At 65.1% G+C, this 23,018-nt stretch carries 21 protein-coding genes; 11 read left to right on the forward strand and 10 right to left on the reverse strand.

What is annotated here, in order from left to right:
* Positions 1-62 precede the first annotated feature (62 nt).
* Complete coding sequence (locus HAP40_RS24485) at positions 63-365, forward strand: hypothetical protein (protein WP_166815329.1); 303 nt, start codon at positions 63-65, stop codon at positions 363-365.
* 74 nt (positions 366-439) lie between these two features.
* Here HAP40_RS24485 and HAP40_RS24490 read toward each other — a convergent pair whose 3' ends face one another.
* The 4 genes from HAP40_RS24490 to HAP40_RS24505 all read right to left on the reverse strand — a co-directional run bounded on the left by HAP40_RS24490 (position 440) and on the right by HAP40_RS24505 (position 4,731).
* Positions 440-2,389: a DEAD/DEAH box helicase gene (locus HAP40_RS24490; protein ID WP_166815328.1), complete on the reverse strand. Its 1,950-nt coding sequence runs from the start codon at positions 2,387-2,389 to the stop codon at positions 440-442.
* Between the two features lie 226 nt (positions 2,390-2,615).
* Positions 2,616-3,032: a VOC family protein gene (locus HAP40_RS24495; protein WP_166815327.1), complete on the reverse strand. Its 417-nt coding sequence runs from the start codon at positions 3,030-3,032 to the stop codon at positions 2,616-2,618.
* A 61-nt stretch (positions 3,033-3,093) separates the two neighbouring features.
* Complete coding sequence (locus HAP40_RS24500; RefSeq protein WP_166815326.1) at positions 3,094-3,576, reverse strand: DUF5680 domain-containing protein; 483 nt, start codon at positions 3,574-3,576, stop codon at positions 3,094-3,096.
* A 3-nt stretch (positions 3,577-3,579) separates the two neighbouring features.
* The gene (locus HAP40_RS24505) at positions 3,580-4,731 is read right to left on the reverse strand and encodes a zinc-binding dehydrogenase (RefSeq protein ID WP_166815325.1); all 1,152 of its coding nucleotides are present in this window, start codon (positions 4,729-4,731) and stop codon (positions 3,580-3,582) included.
* A gap of 359 nt (positions 4,732-5,090) precedes the next feature.
* Between HAP40_RS24505 and HAP40_RS24510 the strand changes: the two genes are divergently transcribed.
* The 4 genes from HAP40_RS24510 to HAP40_RS24525 all read left to right on the forward strand — a co-directional run bounded on the left by HAP40_RS24510 (position 5,091) and on the right by HAP40_RS24525 (position 9,149).
* The gene (locus HAP40_RS24510; RefSeq protein WP_166815324.1) at positions 5,091-6,281 is read left to right on the forward strand and encodes an MFS transporter; all 1,191 of its coding nucleotides are present in this window, start codon (positions 5,091-5,093) and stop codon (positions 6,279-6,281) included.
* A 69-nt stretch (positions 6,282-6,350) separates the two neighbouring features.
* Complete coding sequence (locus tag HAP40_RS24515) at positions 6,351-7,514, forward strand: CynX/NimT family MFS transporter (protein ID WP_166815323.1); 1,164 nt, start codon at positions 6,351-6,353, stop codon at positions 7,512-7,514.
* Positions 7,515-7,582: 68 nt separating this feature from the next.
* Positions 7,583-8,194 (forward strand): PilZ domain-containing protein, encoded by a 612-nt coding sequence (locus tag HAP40_RS24520; RefSeq protein WP_166815322.1) that lies wholly within the window; start codon positions 7,583-7,585, stop codon positions 8,192-8,194.
* 331 nt (positions 8,195-8,525) lie between these two features.
* Complete coding sequence (locus tag HAP40_RS24525; protein WP_166815321.1) at positions 8,526-9,149, forward strand: transglutaminase-like cysteine peptidase; 624 nt, start codon at positions 8,526-8,528, stop codon at positions 9,147-9,149.
* 135 nt (positions 9,150-9,284) lie between these two features.
* Here the strand turns inward: HAP40_RS24525 and HAP40_RS24530 are convergent, their stop codons facing one another.
* From HAP40_RS24530 to glsA, 5 genes are all read right to left on the reverse strand, one after another.
* Positions 9,285-11,018: a CYTH and CHAD domain-containing protein gene (locus HAP40_RS24530; protein ID WP_166815320.1), complete on the reverse strand. Its 1,734-nt coding sequence runs from the start codon at positions 11,016-11,018 to the stop codon at positions 9,285-9,287.
* Between the two features lie 435 nt (positions 11,019-11,453).
* Positions 11,454-12,794, reverse strand: a complete 1,341-nt coding sequence (locus tag HAP40_RS24535; protein WP_166819382.1) for a metal-dependent hydrolase family protein — start codon at positions 12,792-12,794, stop codon at positions 11,454-11,456.
* Between the two features lie 32 nt (positions 12,795-12,826).
* Positions 12,827-13,390, reverse strand: a complete 564-nt coding sequence (locus HAP40_RS24540; protein ID WP_166815319.1) for an HdeD family acid-resistance protein — start codon at positions 13,388-13,390, stop codon at positions 12,827-12,829.
* A gap of 389 nt (positions 13,391-13,779) precedes the next feature.
* On the reverse strand, positions 13,780-15,426 hold the full coding sequence (locus HAP40_RS24545) for an MFS transporter (RefSeq protein ID WP_246741321.1): 1,647 nt from the start codon (positions 15,424-15,426) through the stop codon (positions 13,780-13,782).
* Between the two features lie 69 nt (positions 15,427-15,495).
* Positions 15,496-16,491, reverse strand: a complete 996-nt coding sequence (gene glsA, locus HAP40_RS24550; protein ID WP_166815318.1) for a glutaminase A — start codon at positions 16,489-16,491, stop codon at positions 15,496-15,498.
* 366 nt (positions 16,492-16,857) lie between these two features.
* On the opposite strand from glsA, the gene HAP40_RS24555 reads away from it, so the two are divergent.
* The gene (locus HAP40_RS24555; RefSeq protein ID WP_166815317.1) at positions 16,858-17,067 is read left to right on the forward strand and encodes a hypothetical protein; all 210 of its coding nucleotides are present in this window, start codon (positions 16,858-16,860) and stop codon (positions 17,065-17,067) included.
* A gap of 17 nt (positions 17,068-17,084) precedes the next feature.
* On the opposite strand, the gene HAP40_RS24560 is transcribed toward HAP40_RS24555, so the two are convergent.
* Positions 17,085-17,792, reverse strand: a complete 708-nt coding sequence (locus HAP40_RS24560) for a GntR family transcriptional regulator (protein ID WP_166815316.1) — start codon at positions 17,790-17,792, stop codon at positions 17,085-17,087.
* A 254-nt stretch (positions 17,793-18,046) separates the two neighbouring features.
* Here HAP40_RS24560 and HAP40_RS24565 point away from each other — a divergent pair, with 254 nt between their 5' ends.
* Genes HAP40_RS24565 through HAP40_RS24585 form a run of 5 tightly spaced genes read left to right on the forward strand, consistent with a single transcriptional unit; the run spans position 18,047 to position 22,974 of the window.
* Positions 18,047-19,033 carry an ABC transporter ATP-binding protein gene (locus HAP40_RS24565; protein ID WP_166815315.1) on the forward strand — a complete coding sequence of 329 codons (987 nt, stop codon included), beginning with the start codon at positions 18,047-18,049 and terminating at the stop codon, positions 19,031-19,033.
* Between the two features lie 42 nt (positions 19,034-19,075).
* Positions 19,076-20,365, forward strand: coding sequence for an ABC transporter substrate-binding protein (locus HAP40_RS24570; protein WP_166815314.1), 1,290 nt, complete (start codon positions 19,076-19,078; stop codon positions 20,363-20,365).
* 5 nt (positions 20,366-20,370) lie between these two features.
* A complete protein-coding gene (locus tag HAP40_RS24575; protein ID WP_166815313.1) occupies positions 20,371-21,324 on the forward strand; it encodes an ABC transporter permease in 954 nt (317 codons plus the stop codon).
* 3 nt (positions 21,325-21,327) lie between these two features.
* On the forward strand, positions 21,328-22,206 hold the full coding sequence (locus HAP40_RS24580) for an ABC transporter permease (protein ID WP_166815312.1): 879 nt from the start codon (positions 21,328-21,330) through the stop codon (positions 22,204-22,206).
* Between the two features lie 36 nt (positions 22,207-22,242).
* A complete protein-coding gene (locus tag HAP40_RS24585; RefSeq protein WP_166815311.1) occupies positions 22,243-22,974 on the forward strand; it encodes an aspartate/glutamate racemase family protein in 732 nt (243 codons plus the stop codon).
* Positions 22,975-23,018: the final 44 nt, after the last annotated feature.

Genomic DNA, 23,018 nt, shown 5'->3' on the forward strand with positions numbered 1-23,018 from the left:
GCCTCCGTCGAAGAACTGTGCGGGCCGTTCCGGTCTCGCCGAACCGAGACTGGAGGTTTTCCATGAAACTCACATTGTCGAAAGTTGCTTTGATCACATTCGTTGCGGCGACCGCGTTCAGCGCGACCAGTGCCAACGCCGCGCAGTACCGGACCTACGGCTGCGAGTTCGCCTTGGTCGAGGGCTGCGGCAACCTGGTCGAGATGCCCAACCAGGGCGGACGGCGCGCTCGTACCGCCCCCGATATCTCGCCCATCTACATGAAGCAGACCGACCCGCGCTACAATTCGACGCTGCATGACGCTGGCGGTGGTGGCGGCGGCGGAGGTGGCGGTGGTGGCGGTGGTGGCGGCGGCGGCCGCTGAACTCACATCGGACTTTTCGGATGATGTCGCCGGTGCTCCGGCGGCATCATCCTTGTCTGAGCAAACGGCGAAGCTTACCCGCGCCGCTTCTTCTTCGCCTTCTTTCCTCCCGCGCCCTTCACGGGCCACGGCGTGACCGAAGGCTCGGGGTGGCCTGGCTTGGTCCGGTGCTTGTTCTTCTTTCCGAAAGTCGGTGCATCCGCGAATTTCGGACCACGCTCGCCGTGAGCCTTGCCACGCGGCTTGAATGTGTTCGTGTCGCGCGCGCCATCATCGCGACGCGGGCGACGATCGGCCTCGCCGCTCTCGCACCGGGGCGCATATGAGCGTTCCTCCGGAGGCGCCGGCCGCTGCGGCGCCTCCGCCATCGGCTCGATGCGGATGCTGTCTTCCTTGTCCGGTCGCTTGATCTTGGCCGCGAAGGACTCCGCGACCCGCTCGGAGATCTCGAACTCGGTGGTGGTGTCCATGATCTTGATGGCACCGATGTCGCGCTTGTCGATGCCGCCGCGGCGGCAGATCATCGGCAGCAGCCAGCGCGCCTCCGCATTCTTGCGCCGTCCGATGGCGGCGCGGAACCAGACGCTTGCCTCCGTCATGCCGTGTTTCGGCGATGTTTTTCCGGACTTCGAGCGGGGCTTGCCGGGACGATCGTCGCCATCCGCGCCTTGAAACCGGTCGCGACCGCGATCCTCGCGCGGCTTGCCGCTGCGTTCGCCGGGATCGATGATGTCTTCGGGCGATGGCAACCGTGCCCGATAGAGCCGCGCGAGCGCCGCGGCGATATCCTCGGGCGAGCGCTCGGCCAAGAGCGCCTGTGCCAGCACCAGATCGTCGGCGGTGGTCTCCTCGGTGAACAACACGTCCTTCATGCGGGCGTGATCGAGCTTGCGGATGTCCTCCGCCTGCGGCGCCGTGCCCCAGGCGGCGTCGACGCCTGCAAGATTGAGCAGCAGCTCCGCGCGCCGCCGTCGTGCCGGCGGCACAAGGAGGACGCTCGTGCCCTTCCGTCCCGCGCGTCCCGTGCGGCCCGAGCGGTGCTGCATGACCTCGGCGTCATTGGGCAGATCGGCATGGATGACGAGGTCGAGGCTCGGCAGGTCGATGCCGCGGGCAGCAACGTCGGTCGCGACGCATACACGCGAACGTCCGTCCCGGAGCGACTGCAGTGCCATGGTGCGCTCGTTCTGCGTCAGCTCGCCCGACAGCGCGACCACGGAGAAGCCGCGCTCCAGAAGCGCCGCCTGCAAATGCCTGACGGCATCGCGCGTGCTGCAAAACACCAGCGCGCTCGGCGCCTCGTGGAAGCGTAGCACGTTGACGACCGCGTGCTCGACATCGCCCGGCGCGATCCGGATCGCGCGGTATTCGATATCGGCGTGGCCGCCTTCGTCGCCGGCGACCTCGATCCGGAATGCGTCGCGCTGATATTGCCTGGCCAGCGCGACGATGCCGCGGGGAAACGTCGCGGAGAACATCAGGGTCCGGCGCGTCTCCGGCGTGGTCTCGAGGATGAACTCCATGTCCTCGCGAAAGCCGAGATTGAGCATCTCGTCGGCCTCGTCGAGAACGACCGCCTTCAGCTCCGAGATGTCGAGACGGCCGCGGCGCAAATGGTCGCAGAGCCGCCCTGGTGTGCCGACGACGATGTGCGCGCCCGCCGCAAGCTCGCGCTGCTCACGCCGGGGATCCATGCCGCCGACGCAGGAGACGACGCGCCCGCCGGCATGCCCGTAGAGCCAGGCAAGCTCGCGCTGGACCTGAAGGGCAAGCTCGCGCGTCGGCGCCACGATCAGCGCAAGCGGCGCTGCGGCCTGCTCGAACCGCTCGGCGTCATCGAGGAGATTTTTGGCGATCGCCAGTCCATAGGCGACGGTCTTGCCTGAGCCGGTCTGGGCCGAGACCAGGAGGTCGCGGCCGGTCGCTTCGTGGGCGAGCACGGCGAGCTGGACGGGGGTCAGTGAATCATAGTTCCGCTCGGCCAATGCGCGGGCGAGCGGCGGGGTCAGGGCCGGAAGAGACACGAGATGGGAAACCTTGGTTAATTCAGGCGCGGAATGGCAACTCGGCGGACCTGAGCTGCGTGCGCGGCAACGGCCCGGCCGCACGCTGGATTTGTTCTGGCGCTCTTTACGCCAAGAGCCCGGAAATCACCATACCTATGATGCATGGCTTGATGAAAAGCACCGCGCCCGAAGGTTGCAGCCGATTTTTGCTCGCGATCCCGGCATCCGTACCATGCGGGGCACCTCAGATCTCGGCGTAGATCTCCAGCAGATTGCCATCGGGGTCGCGGAAGAACAGCGTCCGGTGACCAAAAGGCTGGTTCGTGGGTGGCGACAGCAGCGCCACGCCATGCTGCACGAGTTCGTCGGCGCAGGCATCGACTTCGCTTGCCGACACCTTGAAGGCCAGTTGCAGCGACGCGCTGCCCGCCGGGATCGGCGCATCGGCTGCGGTCCGGCCCGGTTTCGCCAGCGCCAGCGTGTTGGGGCCGAGGCCGTACTCGATCCAGTTCGCAGAGAGCTCGCGCAGCAGGGACATGCCGAGCACGTCCTCGTAGAAGCGGCGCATCGCAGCCATGTCGCGCACGAAGATGACAGTGTAGTCGATCGCGCGGATGGCGCTGAAGGGCGAGCGGGTGTGCGGGTTAGATACGTCTGTCATCGTGGTCTTCATTCCAAGCGCTCGCCCGTAGCCCGCATGAGCGCAGCGACATGCGGGAGACTTATCTCAGCAGATCGCCGCTATAGCGCAGCTCGTAGAGCGGCGCCTCATCATGCCGCGCAATCGTCTCAACACCATGAAAGCGATCAAGTCCGCCATCGACCTCGTTGCGATAGACCATCCCCGCCTGCTCGAACCGGCGCGGCCCACGATAGGGCTCATCGGAGCTTATCGCGAGTAGTGCTTGACGCAGGAACCTGTAGATCGCCAGAAAAGTGTCCCGGTCCATGATCTCCACGCGAACGCCGCCGCTGTAACTCATCGACCAGATAACGCGATCATCGCGCGACACGGTCTCCTGCCCGACGAAGAATCCCATTCCGAAATAGATGTCGCGATAGGCATAAGGCGGGGCGCGATGCTCGAGCTGCTTCGAGCCGGCGAGCAGCGGCGCTGCCACGGTCGCATCATCGTCGAGGCCCGCATAGGTGCGCCGCTTGGCTTCGACCAGGAACGCTGCGAGATCGTGAGGCATCGACGGCATCTTCTAATCCACCAGTTCCGGCCACGGCACGATGGTCGACTTCACCGTCTTCATCGCCATCGCATCCCTCACCGCCTGCGCGACCCCCTCTTCCGTGAACGGATAGATCGTCTGCATCTTCAGCCAGGGATATTTGTCGCGCGTGCGGTAGAGCATGTCGACGCCGAGCGGCAGATCGTTGCCGGTAAAGCCCCAGGATCCCAGAACGTTCAGATCCTTGGTGCAGATCCGGTGCCAGGAGGTCTCGATCGAGCCGGCGTCGGTGAACTGGCCCATCTCGACATAGGTGCCGCCGTCGCGCAGCATCTCGATGCCTTCAGGTCCGGCTGAGGGATGTCCCGAGCAGTCCATCACGAGATCGGCGCCGAAGCCGCCGACGATCTCGCGCACGCGCGCGATGCGCTCTTGCGGCGATTTCAGCTCTTCGATGTTCACGGTCGCCTCGGCGCCGAACTCGCGCGCCAGCTTGAGCCGGGGCGCCTCCGGCGCGCCGACGCAGATCACGCGCCCTGCTCCCATCTCCTTGGCGGCGGCGACCGCGAGAATGCCGATCGGGCCCGAGCCCTGGATCACCACCGTGTCGCCCCAGCTGAAGCCGCCGGCGCGGCTCGCGCGGTTGAAGGCACGGATGCAGGACGTCAGCGGCTCCGACAGCGCGCCGAGCCGCAGCGACATGTCGTCGGGCAACTTGTAGATCTTGGTGCCCGGCAGCATGTCGAGATCGACATAGACATATTCGGCCCAGCCGCCCCACATGTGCGGCGCCTTGTCGAAGCCGAGATAGCGGCCGTAATAGACCGGCGTCAGGCACTTGTTGGCGGTTTGCGGATAATGGATGCAGTAGTAGCAGCGTCCGCACGGCATCAGCGGCGGGATCATCACCTTCGAGCCGACGGACAGCGGCTTGCTCATGAAATCCTCGGCGAACTCCTCGCCGCATTCGACGATGATTCCGCCGAGCTCGTGGCCGAGCGTGAACGGCCAGGGCAGCGGCTTCGGCCAATGGCCCTTCAGGATGTGCAGGTCGGTGCCGCAGACTCCGCATGCCCCGACCTTGATCAGCGCGGCCTTCTTGCCGACCTTCGGCCACGGCACGGTCTTGATCACAGGCTCCGAGCCCGGTCCTGCGTGGGTGCAGACGCGGATCTGTTCCATGGGTATTTCCTCGCTGCCCGCTTGTTGTGATTGATCGGGTACGGGCTGTGGAAAGCGTATGTGAGATGGGCGCTCGTGCCAAGCGGGGCAGCCTCGTAGCCCGCATGAGCGAAGCGATATGCGGGGACGGAGCTCCCGGATGTCGCTGCGCTCATCCGGGCTACGCGATGCAAGCATCGCGAATGGGCCTCCCGCGATGACGCGATGAGTGTGGCAGCAGTGCATGGCTGGTGTCCGGCACACCCTGGCATCTTGAGCCTTCACCGATGAGCGTGTATGGCCGGAACAAGTCCTCTCCTGGTGCTCGCTTGAACCCCCTTCTCCAAAATCCCGTGGCCGCGTCCGGATCGTTCGCGGCGATGAAGTCCGTGCCGTACCGGCTGCAGTTCATCGCCTATGTGCTGGCGATGATGGCCGACAACATCGAGCATGTGATCAGCTATTGGGTGGTGTTCCAGAAATTCCATTCACCGACGCTGGGCGGCTTTGCCGTGCTGTCGCACTGGCTGCCGTTCCTCTTGTTCTCGGTCGCGGTCGGCGGGCTAGCCGACCGGTTCGATCCGCGCCGCATCATCCAATGCGGCATGCTGCTGTTCATCGTCGCCTCGGCCGGGTGGGGATTCTTCTTCCTCACCGACACCATTGAGATGTGGCACGCGATGCTGCTGCTGGTGATCCACGGCTGCGCCGGCGTGCTCTGGCAGACGCCGAACCAGCTCCTTCTCTACGACCTCGTCGGCCCCGCTGATCTGCCGAGCGCGGTGCGGCTCAACGCGATGGCGCGCTATCTCGGCATTCTGGTCGGGCCTGCGGTGGGCGGAATCATCATGCTGACGCTCGGCACCTCGCACGGCATCATCTTCAACACGCTGTTCTACCTGCCGATGCTGCTCTGGCTGTTCTGGGCGCCGGTCCGCGACGGCAGCGTTGCGGTGCGGCGCTTCGCGGTGCGCGGCCTTGCCGACATCGTGCTGACGATGCGCGCGATCGGCACGCAGCCGGTGCTGTCGGCGATGACGTGGCTCGCCGGCCTCACCTCCTTCATGATCGGCAACGCCTATCACGCCCAGATGCCGGGCTATGCCGGCGATCTCGGTCATGGCGATCCCGGCGTCTCCTACAGCGTGCTGCTCGCCGCCGACGCCGCCGGCGCGCTGCTGGCCGGTATCGCGCTGGAATCCTGGGGGCGCCTCAAGGGCACGCCGCGAACTGCGATCATGCTGGCGATGCTCTGGAGCGTGGCGCTGCTCGGCTTCGCTGTGGTGCGGATCTATCCGGTCGCGATCGTGCTGCTGTTCTTTGCCGGCTTCTTCGAGCTCTCCTTCAACACCATGGCGCAGGCGCTGGTGCAGCTGAACGCACCGCACGACATCCGCGGCCGTGTCGTCGGCCTCTATAATATGGCCGGGCTCGGGATGCGGGCCTTCAGCGGCATCACGGTCGGGCTATCAGGCGCGGCGATCGGCATTCACTGGTCGCTCGGCCTGTCGGCCGCCGTATTGCTTGCGCTGCTGTTTCTGCTGCAACTGCGCGCGGCGAAGCCGACATGACGAAGCGAGCCGGTTGACTCCCGCCTCTCGCCGCCGCACGCTCGCCGCGGCGGCCGGGGAGATGACACGTTGCGCAATCGCTGGGGCATTCTTGCGATCCTGTTCGTCGTGCGCCTCACCATCGCATTTCAATTTCAAAGCGTGGCCGCGGTCGCGCCGCTGCTGCAACAGAGCTTCTCCGTCGGGCTCGCCGATATCGGCATCCTGATCGGGCTCTATTTCACGCCCGGCATCGTGCTGGCACTGCCGGGCGGTGCGATCGGCCGGATTCTCGGCGACAAGCCAACGACGATCCTTGCCCTCGTGCTGATGACGGCCGGCAGCCTGATCATGGCCACAACCGACATCTGGGGCTGGCAGATGGCCGGCCGCCTTACCTCGGGCGCCGGCGGCGTGCTGCTGACGGTGCAGCTCGCCAAGATGGCCACCGACTGGTTTGCCGGCAGGGAGATCGCGACCGCGATGGCGATCTTCGTCAACTCCTGGCCGGCCGGCGTTGGGATCTCGCTTCTGGTGCTGCCGGCGATAGGCACCGCCTATGGCGCAGACGCCGTGTTCCTGGCAACGGGCGTGCTGACCGCGATCGGTATTGCGCTGATCATGTTCTACCAGCCGCCCCGAGGGGTAACGGCCGGCGCGGCCACCTCGGGGCGGCCCGATGCTCTCGCCCTGCTGGCAGTGATCGTCGCGGGCATGATCTGGGGCCTCTATAATGTCGCCTTTGCCATGATCTTCTCGTTCGGCCCGACGATGCTGACCGAGCGCGGCTGGAGCATCGCGACGGCGGGCTCGGCGATCAGCGTCGTGATGTGGCTGTCGGTGATCTCGGTGCCGGCTGGTGGCTACCTCGCCGATCGCGGCAAGCCCTTTGTTCTGACGATCGCGGCCAGCCTCGTCGTGGCCGCCCTGCTGGCCTGCCTGAGCCGATCCGATGCCGTGATCACCATCCTGATCCTGGGCGGACTGGCCGGCGGCCTTCCGGCCGGCCTGATGATGAGCCTCGCCGCCCGCGTGCTTGCGCCGGAGACGCGCGCCCTCGGGATGGGCGTGTTCTACACTCTCTTTTATGCCGCGATGATGTTGGGGCCGGCGGTGGCGGGCCGGCTCGCCAAATCGGCCGGCACCGCCGCGGTCGCGCTCGACTTCGGCGCACTGACGGTGCTGGCCTGCCCGCCCTTGATGTGGCTTTTCGAGCGCATTGTGTCTGTCCGCAACCGGCGCGCCCGATCCTAACGCGGCATTAACCCTATGCACCTTAGGGTCGTCGCGGACTCCGCCCGGGCGGGGGTCGGGTGTTGAAAATGGCGTTGGCGAACAAAAAATTTCTTCCGGCCGCCGAGGAGCGTCGGCGTTTCCAGCGGGTGAAGGTGCACCTGCTCGGCCGTTACATGCTGCCCGACCGCCGTGAATTCCCCTGCCAGGTGATCAACATGTCGCCGGGCGGGCTGGCCCTGCTGGCCCCCGGCATCGGCAATGTCGGCGACCGCGTCGTCGCCTATCTCGACCATATCGGCCGGGTCGAGGGCAAGATCACCCGGATCATCGACAATGGCTTCGCCATGACGATCGGGGCGACACCGCGCAAGCGCGACAAGCTCGCGGCCCAGCTGACCTGGCTCGCCAACCGCGACATCCTCAACCTGCCCGAGGACCGCCGCCACGACCGTATCGTGCCGCGCAACCCGATCGCCGTGCTGACGCTCGAGGACGGCACCAAGATGACCTGCCGCATCATCGACCTCTCACTGTCCGGCGCCGCCATCGCCGCCGAGAACCGCCCGCCGCTGAGATCGACGGTGTTCCTCGGCCGGGTCCAGGGCCGGGTGGTCCGAAACCTCGAAGACGGCTTCGCGCTCGAGTTCATGCACGAGCAGCCGATCGAGACACTCGAAGAGAGCGTTACCGCGCGGTAAAGCGCGACGGCGTCAAAACCACTGTATTTTCAGCCTCGAAGGCGGTCTCCGCGATGCGGACGCCGCCTTTTTCGTGCGCGGCGACCGGTCCCAAGCGGGTTAACGCAAGGGCTGCGGTTGCGCGCAAACGACGGTTCCGGCAGCGTTTGCGCGTTAACAGATAAAATTTGATTCAATTGCAGTCATTTCAAATTTTATGAGAATTCGATTCAAGTATAGATCGAATTCGTCGCGCCTTTTACTTGTATTCGTCTCGACTTGACTTGGCTGACTTAGCGGCAACTCAAAAGCTCCATGCGAAATGTGGTCCCAACAAGAAACGGGGGCCGCAATGTTTGATTTCAGGGGACAGGGGAAAGGGCTGGCGCTGGCCGCCATGCTCTTCGGGATCAGCGCAGCAGCGCAGGCCGGCGAAAGCCGACTGCTCTATGCGAGCCTCGGCGACACCACGCGTGCGCCGATCGGCTGGGTCGAGTTCTGTGCGGACAATGCCGCTCAGTGCAAGGGCGCGCCGACGCAAGCACGCGACATCGTGATGTCGCAGGCGGCCTGGCGCGATCTCGTCAAGGTCAATCGCTGGGTCAACGAGACCGTGAAGCCTTTGACCGACCAGGAGCACTGGGGCGTGATCGAGAAGTGGTCGCTGCCGACGGACGGCTACGGCGACTGTGAAGACTACGTGCTGTTGAAGCGCAAGATGCTGATCGATGCCGGATGGCCGCGCGAGGCCCTGCTCATCACCGTCGTGCGCGACAAGAAGGGCGAAGGCCACGCGGTGCTGACGGTGAAGACCGACAAGGGCGAGTTCGTTCTCGACAATCAGAACGAGACCGTCGTTGCCTGGACGGAGACCGGATACCGCTTCGTCAAGCGCCAGTCGCAGAACGATCCCAATGTCTGGGTCTCGCTCGGCGATACCAAGCCGGCGGTCTCCACCGCCAGCGCAAGAGATTAGCAGGAACGAGACGACGAGTTACGCGACCCGGTCACATCCCCACCCCTCCCCGTCCCAGACCGGTTCGCGCGCGGCCAGGCTTCCCCCAAAGCCTGGCCGCAACTTTTTTGGGACACAGGAGCGCGATCCGTCCGTCTAGGCTGCCGCCCATGGCAGGCGCGCCGCGGTGAAATCGCGCCACGTGCTGTGCAATGACGGCTGGACGCCGATCGAGGCGCGCGCCTGCCAGCCGGCGATGGCCGCAGCGGCGACGGCGCTGTCGGGCTCGGCATTGAGTCCCTCGAGCAGCGATGCCGTGACCGCCATATCGTTGAACGCGCCGAGCTCTTCCTGCAAGGCTGCAAGCCGGCGCGCGAAGCGCCTCGTGGATTTGCGATCCTCATACAGAGGCAGCAGGAATTCGCTGAGATAGCGCAGCCGTTTGGTCGCGAGCCGCAGGCGGTGCAGCTCCTCCGCCGCACGCGACTTGAAGCGGCGGCCGCGCTTGAGCACCTTTGCATGTTGCGCCGACAGAATCCGCTGCGCGAAATTGACCGCGGGCTCGGCGAGCCGGCCGAGATCTTCGGCGGCGACATCGCTGCGCCAGCCCCGCGTCTCGATCCAGTTGCCGAGGCCGATCAGGAACAGTGCACAGCGGCGATCGGCGAGCGCATGGTGCGCCTTGCCATACGCCTCGGACTTGCGCCTGGCCGCAGCCCGGCCAAGCGCATCGAAGCCCGCGACGGAAGGACAGGCCTGCGCGATCGTCGGCAGGGTGTCGAGCTGGAACACGTCCCAGTCGCGCGCCGCGGAAAGATCCTGTGCCAGCCATTTTGCTTCCGAGCGCAGCGCGTCGAGATTGCTGAGCGATCCGACCGATCCCATCAGGTCGAGCGCCGACCGCAGGCGGCGCAGCGCCACGCGAAGCTGATGCACGCCTTCCGGGTTGCGGCCGTCCTCGGCCGCCGGAAGCGACTGCAGCAGATGGAGAAAACAGGAGCGCAGGATCGTCGCGAAGGCGTCATCCAGCGCGACCGAAGGATCGAGGCGAAGTTTTCGCGGACGGCGCGCCGAGGGCGGCACGCCAGCGACAAGGTCGAAGCCGCGCGCCGACTTGGTGCGGATCGTCGGCCTCACCGCCCCGTGCTCCGCCAGCCGCAACGCGATCTCGTAGATCGTGCTCGCGCTGCCGCCCTTGAGTTCGAGCTCGATCTCGCTCACCGGCAGCGACCGATCGCCTGCCGTCAGCTCGCCGTGGTCGAAGGCGACCTCCACCGTTCCCGACGGCAGATCGACGATCCGCGCGTGGCGATGGATGTCGGCGGTGAAGACCGCTTCGAGCGGCTGCGCTTCGAGATCGCCGCGAAGCTCCTCCGGAATGAACGGCATCGCCAAGGCAAGATCGGGCGCGAGCGAGGGGACGCTCGCCTCCCACTCGCCGCGGCGCAGCGGATCATCCGCAGCATCGGTCTTCACAGTCTGCACAAAGCGCGCGCCGCTCTGGCGCACGCGCAGGCTGAGGCCGTTGCGTCGAAGCGTCCGTTTGGGCGTGTCGTAGTAGACCGATTTGAGATGTTTGCGCGAACCCTTGTTGCGCGCGTGCGCCGCGATGACAGGCGCGGCGTTGAAATGCGCCATGCGATCGGCATCGACGCCGAGCTTGAGCTCGATTTCGCCGTCGGGCCGTGCGGCGGCGGTCGACTGAGCGGGCGTCGCGTCTTGCGATAGCGCCTGATCGATCACAGCGCCCTCGACCTTCGCGGGTTCCGCGCCGTCCTCAATCTGCTGGAAGCCTGCGGCGACTTGCGTTCTCTTGTTGTCCTTTGGCGCAGGCCTCTGGTCCGGCGCGCTCGGGGTCTTGCGAGCCGGCACTGGGTCTGACTTTAGCATTTGCGATAACATGACAGTTCAATGACAGAGCAACAGCATATAGCCGGAGCCGCATGCAAAGAACAGTCGTTACGTCGCATGCGTAAATCGTGCATGCGACGCGCCCGACAACTCCAAAGTTTGTCACAATCCCGCGCGACGCGGCGCATCAAGCCCCGTTCCGGTCCGGCAGGCGATCGAATCGACAGCGAATCCCGCAGTTCCCGAAACCGAGACGAACGCGTCAGCGCGTTTCGCTCAGCCGTTCGAGAGATTCTCTCTGATCCTGTAAGGCCTTAGAAGCCCACGTCCAATGGCAGGGCGAAGTCTGTGACAGGCCCATGCTGCTCCCGTCATGCCCGGACATCGCAACGAATCCGCGTCGCAACAACCGACTCCCGAAGATAGGACCGGAAGCGCTCCGTTTTTCGCCGGATCGGCGCGCGCGGACACGCGTCAGTGTGCGAGTGTGTTCTTGTAAATCCTGCCGTCCTTCATGATCACCACCAGATTCTTCGCCGGATCCTCGACGAGCCTGATGTTGTCGAGCGGATTGCCGTCGATCAGCAGGAGATCGGCGAGCGCGCCTTCCTCCACCACGCCGAGCCGGCCCGGGTAAGGATTTCGCGGACCGGAAAGGCTCAGCAATTCCGCATTGGTCGATGTTGCCATCGTGAGCGCTTCGGCCGGCGTGTACCAGCGCGTCAGTGCGGCCAGCATCGCGCCCTGCCGGTCCGCCAGCGCCTTCGAGAACAGGACGTCGGTGCCGAAGGCGGTCTTGATCTTGTACTTCTTCGCCAGCGTATAGACGCGGTCGGTGCCCGTCACCACCTGCCGCATCTTGTCCTGCTCAGCAGGCCCGAGCGCGGCGGCGCCGGCGAGATCCAGGAACGGCTGCGTGCTCAGCCAAATCCCTTTCTCCGCGATCAGTCGCGCACTCGCCTCGTCCATGAGATGGCCGTGCTCGATGCATCTCACGCCGGCTGCGACCGAGCGCTGGATCGCAACCGGCGTATAGGCGTGGGTCGCGACATAGGTGCCCCAATTGTCGGCCGCTTCGACCGCCGCGCGCAACTCGGGCTCGGTGAAGGTGGAGACGTCGAGCGGACTGAACGGCGATGCGACACCGCCGCCGGCCGTGAGCTTGACCTGCGAGGCGCCCTGCATCAGTTGCTCGCGCGCGCGCACGCGGACCTCGTCCGGACTGTCGGCGACCATGCTACCGCCGATCCGCTCCATGCGGCTCAGCATGCCGCCGATCGTGCGCGGCAGATCGGAGAGCTGCCGGAAGTCGCCATGGCCGCCCGTGATCGTGATGATCGCGCCGGATGGATAGATGCGAGGTCCCGCGACGAGATTCTCGTCGATGGCCTGCTTCAACCCGAAGGTGGGGCCGCCCATGTCGCGCACGGTGGTGAAGCCGCGCATCAGCGTCGCGGTCGCCTCGGCCGCAGCGAGCAGATTGTTGTAACCGACGTCCCCCGCCATTGCGGCCATCGGTGTCGGGCGCACCAGCATCGCATGCCAATGCGCGTCGATCAGCCCCGGCATCAGCACGCGGCCGCCTGCGTCGATCACTTGCGAGGTGGCGGCGATGTCGCCGGTCGAGATTTTCTCGATCGTCTTGTTCCGGACGAGGACGCTGGATGGCGCGGAGAGCGACGCGGTCTTGCCATCGAATATCCTGACGTTGCGGAACAGGACCGTGGAGTCCTGCGCCGATGCCGACGACGAGAGACCGAGGACGCTTCCGGCAAACCAGAGCGCGGTGGCGGTTCGCACGAACGCCACCAGCATACGCCAACCCGACATCTTCGACCTCCGCCGCGCTATGCGGTCTTTGCCACGGGAAGCCACGCAAAAGTCAGCCACCCGATGCCGTGGGACAGAAGGTCGATTCCGAGCAGCAGGCCCAGCACCCAGAGACCCGTCATCGGGAAGCCCGTGAGGATGACGAGCCCCGCCAGCACGCCAAACAGACCGGACGCGACCATGATCCCGCCGCCCTGCTGCCACCGGCCGATGCCGATCAGCATGCGCACGACGCCGGAGATCAGCAGCGCGATGCCGAGGACATAGGTGAGAAGGAGCGCGCCGGTCAGAGGCTGGCTGATCAGCACGATGCCGAAGGCAATGTAGAGGATGCCGAGGATGACCTGCCAGACGAGGCCGCCCCAGCCCTTGGTCCAGAACGCATGGAATATCTCGAAGGCGCCGGTGGCGATGGCCATCCAGCCGATGAACAGCGCACTGATCACGGTGAAGAATGCGATGTCGCCCAGCACCATCAGCCCCGCGAACGCCATGAAGAGACCGAGCAGCACACAGACCCAGCGGGGCGGCTGCGGAAGGCCGGTCGCGCCCATCGGCGCGCTATGATCATAGATCGTCATGTCATCCTCCTCCTTTTATCGCCAGCGCCAACCACAATGACGGCGGCCACGATGCCACCAGCACTCCCAGCGCCGGCGCCGCCGGTGCCAGGACGGCGGACGGTGCGGTGGCCGGTGTGGCGGCCGATGCGGTGGACGATGGCCCGGTGCCGGGAGCGGACGGGCGCTCTGCTGCGCAAAGGCGCGGGTGGCAGACTCGTGCCCGCCGGAAACGGGACGTTCGCTTGGCGACATCTCCGGCAAGGCCACGGCGTCTTGCGGCCACAGGCTCACGCCTGCGCCGGCCACGATCACGCCTCCCAACAAAGTGCGTAGCGCACCACGCCGATCCAGCTCACTGACTGATTTCATTCCCGGGGTTCTCCTTCGAAATCCCCTGCCCCGTTCAATCAACTCGGATTTTTCGCCGCGGCCTCATCGCTAGGAATTTCGCCCGGCAGATAGTTTGGGAGCCGCCCCGCCGGGATGATCGCGATCAGCGCGAGGCCGGCCATAATGAGAAGCCCTATCTTGAGCGCACGCAGCCGCGCCTCGGTGTTGACCTGCACGGCTTCCGCAATCTGTTGCGGCGATCCGCGCGTGCCTTCGAGCACGCTGCGCAGGCGGTCGTTGCTGACGAAGGTGATGTTGTCGAGATCGACCTGCGCCTGAAGCTCCGTTGTCAGCAGGGGACTGGCAGTGATCTTGCCGAGCGCGATGGTGCTGAGCAGACCGACGAGAAGCGCGCCGGCCACTGCGGTTCCGACCGCGGCGGCGAGATTTTGCGTCGTACCGCGCAGCGAGCCGACATCTCCGGCGAGTGCCTTCGGCGACGCCGTGACCAGCACGTTGAACAGCAGCGTCACCAGCGAGCCCTGGCCGATGCCGAACAGGACGAGCCCGAACAGCACCGGAATCTCGCTCCAGTCGTTGCGCACGACGAAGGCGAGCCAGACCAGCGCGATGGTGCAGCAGGCAAAGCCGTAGCGGCCGATCTGGCGGGGCGTCAGCCGCTCGTAGACATTGACGATCAGCATCGCGGAAAAGAAGACCGTGAGATTGAACGGCATCATTGCAATTGCGGTTGCCAGCGGCGAACGCCCCTGCACGATCTGAATGTAGAGCGGCACGGTGAAATTGAGCGCGGCCTCGAGCGCGACCACCGCAAACAGCGCGAAGACCGCGCAACGCTCCTGCGGCGAATCGATCACCTCCAGCGCCAGCAGCGGCGTCTTCCCCGCGGCCTGCCGCCGGTGCGTCCAGAGCAGGAACGACTGCCCCAGCACGATGCCGAGTACGATCATGACCGGCGCGGGCGACAGGCCAAACAGATCGAACGGCGCATTCGCTGTCGCAACCGCAAGGCCCCAGCCGTTCAGATTGTTGAAGCCGAAGCTGATCAGGATGATCGCGCTCGCGGCGAGCGCCACGCCGACGAGATCGATCTGCACGTCGGGCCGGCCGCGGTCGGGCTTGAGGCGGAAGCTCATCAGGAAGACGATGGCGGATGCCGCAATCAGGATGCCGAAGGCCGGCCGCCAGCCGATATAGGTCCCGAACACGCCGCCGATGATGAAGGCCAGGACGCCCGCGGCCGCACGCGCCGAGCCGAGCGCGCCCAGTGCTGTCGCCTGCTGGCGGCCGGCATAATTCTCGGCGATCAGGGCGACCAGCGAGGGCACGATCACCGAGCCCGAGACGCCGCACAGCGCCTGCGCCGAAATCATGACAGCGGCCGACGGACTGAATGTCATCATCACCTGTGAGACGAAAAACAGCACGACGGCGCCGCGGAACACCTGCAGCGCGCCAAAGCGCTGGGCGAGCTTGGCGCCGAGCATGACGAAGCCGGCAACCAGCATCGAATACGCGACGATACCCGTTGCGACTGTCGTCGGCGCCACACCGAAGCTCGTGACCATGCCGCCCATCGCCACCGGCAGCGAAGCCACGTTGAACGACATGATCATCTGGCCGAGCGCGATCGCGATCATGGGAACCCAGGATGCGCGCTCTTCCCCATGAACCGCACCGATCGACATCGTCTGCGTGGCCATGACGTCCTCCGGCTTGATCGGCGTTGCGATCGGCCAAGCTATCAGCCTGCCGATCCTCCCGGCATCCATTCACTCTTCTGGTTTCGACACGAACAGATCCATTCCCAGCCGCTGCGACAGAAACTTTGCCGCGAGCTGCCCCCGCACGCTGTTGCCGGCGGCATCGAGCGGCGGCGCGAAGGTGCCAAAGCCGCCCTTGCCCGGGGACACCGCGACGATGCCGCCGCCGATCCCGCTCTTGCCGGGCAGTCCAATGTCGTAGAGCCAGTCACCCGAGGTCTCGTAGAGCCCGGCTGTGATCATGACGGCGAGCGCATAGTGGCAGACCGAAGCATCGACCACGCGCTGCTTGGTGACAGGGTTGACGCCGCCGTCGGCCAGCGTGGCCCCCATCACGGCGAGGTCACGGGCACTCACGTTGAGGGAGCACTGCCGTGTGTAGAGGTCGGTCGCTTCCTTTGCGTCGCAATAGATGCGATCATAGCTCTCCAGCAGCCGTGCAATGCTGCGGTTGCGGAAGTTCGTCTCCGATGCCGACGCGTAGACCTCTTCGTTGAGCGGCAGCCTGCGACCGGCAAAGCGCGACAACCCGTCATGGATGAAGGCCCACCGCGCTGCGGCATTTGCGCCGGGCGCGAGGCTCGTCGTGGCAATCGCGCCGGCATTCACCATCGGGTTGGTGCGCCCGCTGCCCTGCTCGATGGCGGCGAGCGAGTTGAACGGGAGGCCGGTCGCATTGGCGCCGAGCCTGGCGCGGGCCTCCTCAGGCCCGATGGTCTCGCAGACCAGCGCGAACAAGAACGGTTTTGACACGCTCATGATCGAGAATTCGTAGTCGACCTCGCCGGCGCCGTAGACCTGCCCGCCGGTTCCGACGACACAGACGCCGAACAGCTCGCTCGGGACACGTGCAAGCGCGGGATAGACCTGCGAGTTGGTTCCGTCACGGTTTGACTGAAAGCGTCGCCGCGCCTCGGTCACGAGCGTCTGCACGGTCTCTGCACCGGGCAGATGGCCGGTCGAGACGTAAGCCGTCTCTCCTTCGTCAGCCAGAGGACGCGCCATGACACCACTCAGCAGAACGGGTTCAACCGATGTCGGCTCCGTCCTAGAACTCGACGCTCCAGCGCAGTTGATTCCGCAAGCCCGGTGAAGTCAATTTGCAACCATAAGGCGATTCTGCAACACTGCCATACGGCTCCAGGAGAGACTCGCGAGCAGCCATGCAGCAGGAAAATCCGGCATATACGTAAGGAACACTGTCGCGCATGCATCGAAACTTGATTCAAACTGGCAAGATGAGCCAGATGACGATCAACGCCAGATTGCAATGCGCCGGCGCTGGAGTACGATCATGCCACGGGCTGCGAGAGGATCATGGGGCATAGGGCAGACGCGACGGCAGTCCGCATGACGTGAACGAGGCCTAACATGGTGGCACAAACGAGTGACGGACATGTCCTGCTGGTCAAGAAGCTCGGCGGACTCATCGCAATCATCGTCGGATGCTTGCTGACCGCGGTCGGAGTGACCTTCGAATCCGGCGGCATGAGCTTCCTTGGCGTTCTCTTCCTGGTGCTTGGTGCGGGGTTGCTCGTACTGAAGATCGTCAAACGAAACGAAGGATCTTCGTTGCCATAGGCAACGACGCGCTTCGCTTAGGCGTCGAGCACGTCGGCGAGCCGCAGTTCGTCGGCGGCGGGATCCTTCAGGAACAGTTCGGCCTCGATCTCGGTCAGATGCGACAGCATCTGCCCGCGCGCAGTCTGTTTGTCGCGTTTGCGGATCGCGGCGACGATGCCGGCATGGTGATCGGTGCCGCAGGCCGGCGTATCGTGGCGGCGGTAGAGCAGAATGATCAGCGAGGAGCGCGCGATCAGCTCTTTCAGGAAGCCGAGATAGATGCTGTGGCCGCTCATCTCGGCGACGAGCTTGTGAAACTCGCCGGAGAGGCGAACCGAGGCGCGCGCATCGCCACGCAACTCCGCCTCACGCTCTTCGGCAAGATGCGCCTGAAGGCGATCGAGCCAGGCTGGTGAAACCGCATCACAGGCATGGTCGACGATCGTGGGCTCGATCAGGCGGCGCGCCTCGAACACCTCGCGGGCGTCGGTGGGCGTCGGCCTCGCGACGAAGGCGCCGCGGTTCTTCTCGATGTTGACGATGCCTTCATGCGCGAGCTGCTGAAGCGCCGTGCGGACCAGCGTGCGGCTCGCGCCGTAGATGTCGCCGATCTCGTCCTCGCCGAGCTTCGTGCCGGGCAAGAGGCGGTGCTCGAGGATCGCCGCGGTCACACCCTCCCTGATACGGCTGACGCGATCGCTGGCGTCAGGCGCGTCGGACTTCGGGCGGGACTTGGCAGCCATCGGTGTCAGGGCTCATCGCGACATTCGAATGGGATGTTAGCGGACGAGCTGTATCCAATCACAGGCGAAACTTTATACAATGTTCGCTTGTTTTGTGTGCAGATGATCTCGCGGATGACCGCCAGCCCGGACGGGCGGCATTCGATCTAACGATCTGACTCCGTTGCACAGTTTCGAGAATTTGGCGGGCCGAGTGCCGTTGGCACGGAGCTTGCGGAGAGACGCGGAAGCATCGCCCTCCCGTCGGACACGCCATGGCCACTCCCGCCGCTCTCGAACTGGTCGCCGTCACCAAGCGCTACGACACCACGCTGGCGGTCGATAACGTCAACCTGAAGATCCCCGCCGGCACCTATTGCTGCCTGCTCGGCCCCTCCGGCTGCGGCAAGACCTCGACCCTGCGCATGATCGCGGGGCACGAGGCGGTCAGCGCGGGCGACATCATCCTCGGCGCGCAGAACGTCACCGATCTGCCGCCGGCCGAGCGCGGCACCGCGATGATGTTCCAGTCCTACGCGCTGTTTCCGCATCTCAGCGTGATCGACAACGTCGCCTTCGCCTTGAAGATGCGCGGCATCGACAAGCCGACGCGACACAAGCGCGCCGGCGAACTGCTCGGGCTGGTCGCGATGAGCCAATATGCGGGCCGTCTCCCGGCGCAGCTCTCCGGCGGGCAACAGCAGCGCGTCGCGCTGGCCCGCGCGCTGATCACCGAGCCTCAGATCTTGCTGCTCGACGAGCCGCTCTCCGCGCTCGATCCGTTCCTGCGGGTGAAGATGCGTGGCGAGCTGAAGCGGCTCCAGCGTGAGCTCGGCATCAGCTTCATCCAGGTCACCCATGGCCAGGAAGAGGCGATGGCGCTTGCCGACCACATCGTGGTGATGAACCACGGCCGGATCGAGCAGCAGGGCACGGCGCGCGAGATCTTCCACCATCCCCGCACCGAATTCGTGGCGCGCTTCATCGGCGGCCACAACGTGCTCAGCGACGCCGGCAAGCTCATCGCCGTGCGCGCCGATCAGCTCGGCATCGTGCCATTTGCTGACGGCGCCTTCGGCGCGCCGGCGCTGCTGACCCAGACCGAGTACCAGGGCTCCTACATCGCCGTCTCGCTCACGCTCGACGACGGCACCGCCCTGTTCTCCCACGTTCCCGAGTCCACCTTCGACGTCCACCCATTCCGTCCGGGCGATCGCGTGCTGGCCACCTGGGATCCCGCCAAGGCGCAGCGCCTGCAATAGCGCCCTGCACGACAGAAAATGCGCAACAGAGGAGTGAGCGAAATGACCGAGACGACCAGGAAGACCGGCGTCAGCCGCCGCACGCTACTGAAGGGCACCGCAGGTCTCGCCGGCCTCGCCGCCGGCTCCGGCGCGATCACCGGCTTTCCCTATGTGAAGTCGGCCGATGCGAAGGTGCTGCGCTATCTCGGCACCGCCGTGAACGAGGGCGACGACATCGCCAAGCAGTGCCTGAAGGACACCGGCATCAAGATCGAGTACATCACCGCGACCACCGACGACGTCACCAAGCGCGTGATGACCCAGCCGAACTCCTTCGACGTGCTGGACACCGAGTATTTCTCGCTGAAGAAGATCGTGCCGTCGGGCAACATCCTTGCGCTCGACGCCAGGAAGATCAAACAATTCGACAACATCACGCCCGTCTTCACCAAGGGCGAGACGCCCGGCGGCAAGAAGATCGGCGGCCAGGGCACCGCGCCCTGGAAGGTGCTCTATCTCGAAGGCAAGGATTCCAAGAAGTTCGCGACGTCGGCGACCGAATTCGTCACCCTGATCCCGACCGTCTACAACGCCGACACGCTCGGCATCCGCCCCGACCTGATCAAGCGCCCGATCAGCTCGTGGTCCGAGCTGCTGAACCCCGAATTCAAGGGCAAGGCCTCGATCCTCAACATCCCCTCGATCGGCATCATGGACGCCGCGATGGTCGTGGAAGCCTCCGGCAAGTACAAATATGCCGACAAGGGCAACATGACCAAGGAAGAGATCGATCTCACCATGAAGGTGATGACCGAGGCCAAGAAGGCCGGCCAGTTCCGCGCGTTCTGGAAGGACTTCAACGAGAGCGTCAACTTGATGGCCTCGGGCGAGACCGTGATCCAGTCGATGTGGTCGCCGGCGGTGACGAAGGTGCGCTCGATGGGGATCGCCTGCACCTTCCAGCCGCTGAAGGAAGGCTACCGGTCCTGGGCCTCGGGCTTCTGCGTCTCCAAGGGCGTTTCGGGTGCGAAGCTCGAATGGGCCTATGAGTTCGTGAACTGGTTCCTGTCCGGCTATGCCGGCGCCTATCTCAATCGCCAGGGCTACTACTCCGCCGTGCTCCCCACCGCAAAGGCGCATATGGAGCCCTACGAGTGGGCCTACTGGATGGAGGGCAAGCCGGCCGAGAAGGACATCAAGGCACCCGACGGCTCGCTGCTGGAGAAGGCCGGTGCGGTGCGCGACGGCGGCTCCTACGAGGACCGCATGGGCGGCGTCGCCTGCTGGAACGCGGTGATGGACGAGAACGACTACATGGTCCGCAAGTGGAACGAGTTCATCGCGGCGTAACGGTCATGTCGGAAGAAGTCCTGCAACAGGCATCCCCGGGCTTGATCCCGGGGTCGGGCACTGCGCGCGCTGCGAAAGCGACGCGCCTGTCGCCGTCCTTCATCTCCTGGCTCCAGGCCGGGCCGATGATGCTGGTGTTTCTCGCCTTCTTCCTCATTCCGCTGGTGTTCGTCGTCATCGTCTCGTTCTGGGATTACAACGAATACCAATTGCTGCCGCACTTCTCCGGCCGCGGCTACACCGACACGTTCGAGGGCTGCCTTGCGCAGCTCCCCGATCTCTGCACGATCGGCAAGACCTATCTGAAGACGCTGAAGCTCTGCTTCATGGTCTGGGCGATCACGCTCTTCATCGGCTTCTGGGTCGCCTATTTCCTCGCCTTCCACGTCAGGTCAAAGACCTGGCAGATGGGATTGTCGCTGCTGTGCACGATCCCGTTCTGGACCTCCAACGTCATCCGCATGATCGCCTGGATTCCGCTGCTGGGCCGCAACGGCCTCGTCAATTCCGGCCTCGTCAAAACGGGCCTGATCAACCATCCCGTGGAATGGCTGCTGTTCTCCGAATTCTCCGTGGTGCTGGCGCTGGTGCATCTCTTCACCTTCTTCATGGTGGTGCCGATCTTCAACTCGATGGTGCGCATCGACAAATCGCTGATCGAGGCCGCCTATGACGCCGGCGCCACCGGCTTCCAGACGCTGGTCAACGTCATCATTCCGCTGGCCAAGCCCGGCATCGTGATCGGCTCGATCTTCGTCATCACCATCGTGATGGGCGACTTCATCACCATCGGCGTGATGGGCGGCCAGCAGATCGCCGCCGCCGGCAAGATCATCGAGACGCGGGTGAACGCGCTGCAGTTCCCGGCCGCCGCGGCCAACGCCGTCATCCTGCTCGCCATCACCTTCCTGATCATCACCATGATGTCGCGCATCGTCGACATCAAGAAGGAGCTCTAGCGCATGAAGGAGGGACGCCCGCGCTCATTTTATGTGCTCGCGATCTTCTTCGCGGCCTATGTGCTGTTTCTCTACGGGCCGATGATCGCGATCTACGTGCTGTCGTTCCAGGGGCCGCAGGGCGGCCTCACCTTCCCGATGAACGGCGTGTCGACCTTCTGGATCGCAAAGCTGTTCCAGGGCACCGGCATCGTCGATCTCGGCGCGGCCTTCCGCCGCTCGCTGCTGCTCGGCGTGATCGTGATGATCGTCACCGTCGTGCTGTCGGTCGCCGCAGGCATGGCGTTCCGCCGCAAGTTCAAGGCGCAGAGCCTCCTGTTCTACTCGGCGATCGCCAGCCTGATCGTGCCCTCGATCATCACCTCGCTCGGCATATCCCTCGAATTCCGCATCATCGACGATCTGATCAAGGCGCACTGGAACGAGAGTTTCGAGACCTCGATGGGCCTGCTCACCTCCGGGCTTGGTGCGCACCTGACCTGGACGCTGCCGTTCGGCCTGCTCATCATGTTCGCGATCTTCAACCGCTTCGACCCGCGCCTCGAGGAAGCCGCGCGCGATCTCGGCGCGACGCCATGGCAAACCTTCCGCCACGTCGTGCTGCCGATCATCCTGCCGTCCGTGATCGGCATCGGGCTGTTCGGTTTCACCCTCTCCTGGGACGAGCTCGCCCGCTCCAGCCAGGCGATCGGGGCGGTGAATACGTTGCCGCTCGATCTGCAGGGCCTCACCACCACGGTGACGAATCCCGACATCTATGCCCTCGGCACCGTGATCTCGGCGGTCTCGTTCACAGTGATCACGCTTGCGCTCGGCACCATCCACGTGCTCAACAAGCGGCAGGCGGCCAAGGGCTCGGACGCCGGCAAGGGACTGGTCTGAGAAGGGACTTGTCTAAGCAGGGACTCGTCTGATCCGATGCGGCTTCACATCGTCAATCCCAACACGACGGCGTCGATGACGGCGAAGATCGCCGCTGCCGCGCGCGCGGTCGCACTGCCGGACACCGCGATCGATGCGCGCCAGCCGGCGATGGGCCCGGTCTCGATCGAGGGATTCTACGACGAGGCTTTTGCGGTCCCCGGCATGCTCGGCTGCATCCGCGAAGCCGATCGCGACGGCGCGGATGCGCACATCATCGCCTGCTTCGACGACACCGGCCTCGATGCCGCGCGCGCCGCTGCCAAGGCGCCCGTGATCGGCATCGGCGAAGCCGGCTTCCACACGGCGAGCCTAATCGCCGCACGCTTCGCCGTGGTGACGACGCTCGGTATCTCCATCGTGCCGATCGAGCACAATTTGCGGAAATACGGCCTCGCCGAGCGTTGCGCCCGCGTCCGCGCCGCCGAAGTTCCGGTGCTCGCGCTCGAGGAGCGCAATGCCGATGCGCTCGGCAAGATCTCGGCGGAGATCACCGCCGCAATCCGCGACGACCGCGCTGAGGCGATTGTGCTCGGCTGCGCCGGCATGGCCGATCTCGCCGGCGAGCTCGCCGCCGCGCACGGCCTGCCCGTGATCGACGGCGTCGCCGCCGCCGTGACGCTGGCCGAATCGCTGGTGCGGCTGGGACTGACGACGTCCCGGCTCGGCCCCTATGCGGCGCCGCGGGCAAAGGCCTATTCCGGGCCGTTTTCACCGTTTCAGCCCTGATCCCGTCCCTGCGGAGCCCCTCAGAGGTCGTTAAAGCCCGCTGA

This window comes from Bradyrhizobium sp. 1(2017) (genome assembly GCF_011602485.2).
Lineage (GTDB): Bacteria > Pseudomonadota > Alphaproteobacteria > Rhizobiales > Xanthobacteraceae > Bradyrhizobium.

Excerpts from the sequence above, each read along its gene's own strand:
- HAP40_RS24495 (WP_166815327.1), bottom strand. The coding sequence starts at position 3,032 with ATGACAGACGTATCTAACCCGCACACCCGCTCGCCCTTCAGCGCCATC.
- HAP40_RS24585 (WP_166815311.1), top strand. The coding sequence starts at position 22,243 with ATGCGGCTTCACATCGTCAATCCCAACACGACGGCGTCGATGACGGCG.
- HAP40_RS24560 (WP_166815316.1), bottom strand. The coding sequence starts at position 17,792 with ATGGCTGCCAAGTCCCGCCCGAAGTCCGACGCGCCTGACGCCAGCGAT.
- glsA (WP_166815318.1), bottom strand. The coding sequence starts at position 16,491 with ATGGCGCGTCCTCTGGCTGACGAAGGAGAGACGGCTTACGTCTCGACC.
- HAP40_RS24570 (WP_166815314.1), top strand. The coding sequence starts at position 19,076 with ATGACCGAGACGACCAGGAAGACCGGCGTCAGCCGCCGCACGCTACTG.
- HAP40_RS24540 (WP_166815319.1), bottom strand. The coding sequence starts at position 13,390 with ATGACGATCTATGATCATAGCGCGCCGATGGGCGCGACCGGCCTTCCG.
- HAP40_RS24530 (WP_166815320.1), bottom strand. The coding sequence starts at position 11,018 with ATGCTAAAGTCAGACCCAGTGCCGGCTCGCAAGACCCCGAGCGCGCCG.
- HAP40_RS24575 (WP_166815313.1), top strand. The coding sequence starts at position 20,371 with ATGTCGGAAGAAGTCCTGCAACAGGCATCCCCGGGCTTGATCCCGGGG.
- HAP40_RS24505 (WP_166815325.1), bottom strand. The coding sequence starts at position 4,731 with ATGGAACAGATCCGCGTCTGCACCCACGCAGGACCGGGCTCGGAGCCT.
- HAP40_RS24555 (WP_166815317.1), top strand. The coding sequence starts at position 16,858 with ATGGTGGCACAAACGAGTGACGGACATGTCCTGCTGGTCAAGAAGCTC.
- HAP40_RS24525 (WP_166815321.1), top strand. The coding sequence starts at position 8,526 with ATGTTTGATTTCAGGGGACAGGGGAAAGGGCTGGCGCTGGCCGCCATG.
- HAP40_RS24485 (WP_166815329.1), top strand. The coding sequence starts at position 63 with ATGAAACTCACATTGTCGAAAGTTGCTTTGATCACATTCGTTGCGGCG.
- HAP40_RS24500 (WP_166815326.1), bottom strand. The coding sequence starts at position 3,576 with ATGCCGTCGATGCCTCACGATCTCGCAGCGTTCCTGGTCGAAGCCAAG.
- HAP40_RS24535 (WP_166819382.1), bottom strand. The coding sequence starts at position 12,794 with ATGCTGGTGGCGTTCGTGCGAACCGCCACCGCGCTCTGGTTTGCCGGA.
- HAP40_RS24580 (WP_166815312.1), top strand. The coding sequence starts at position 21,328 with ATGAAGGAGGGACGCCCGCGCTCATTTTATGTGCTCGCGATCTTCTTC.
- HAP40_RS24565 (WP_166815315.1), top strand. The coding sequence starts at position 18,047 with ATGGCCACTCCCGCCGCTCTCGAACTGGTCGCCGTCACCAAGCGCTAC.
- HAP40_RS24510 (WP_166815324.1), top strand. The coding sequence starts at position 5,091 with ATGAAGTCCGTGCCGTACCGGCTGCAGTTCATCGCCTATGTGCTGGCG.
- HAP40_RS24520 (WP_166815322.1), top strand. The coding sequence starts at position 7,583 with ATGGCGTTGGCGAACAAAAAATTTCTTCCGGCCGCCGAGGAGCGTCGG.
- HAP40_RS24545 (WP_246741321.1), bottom strand. The coding sequence starts at position 15,426 with ATGGCCACGCAGACGATGTCGATCGGTGCGGTTCATGGGGAAGAGCGC.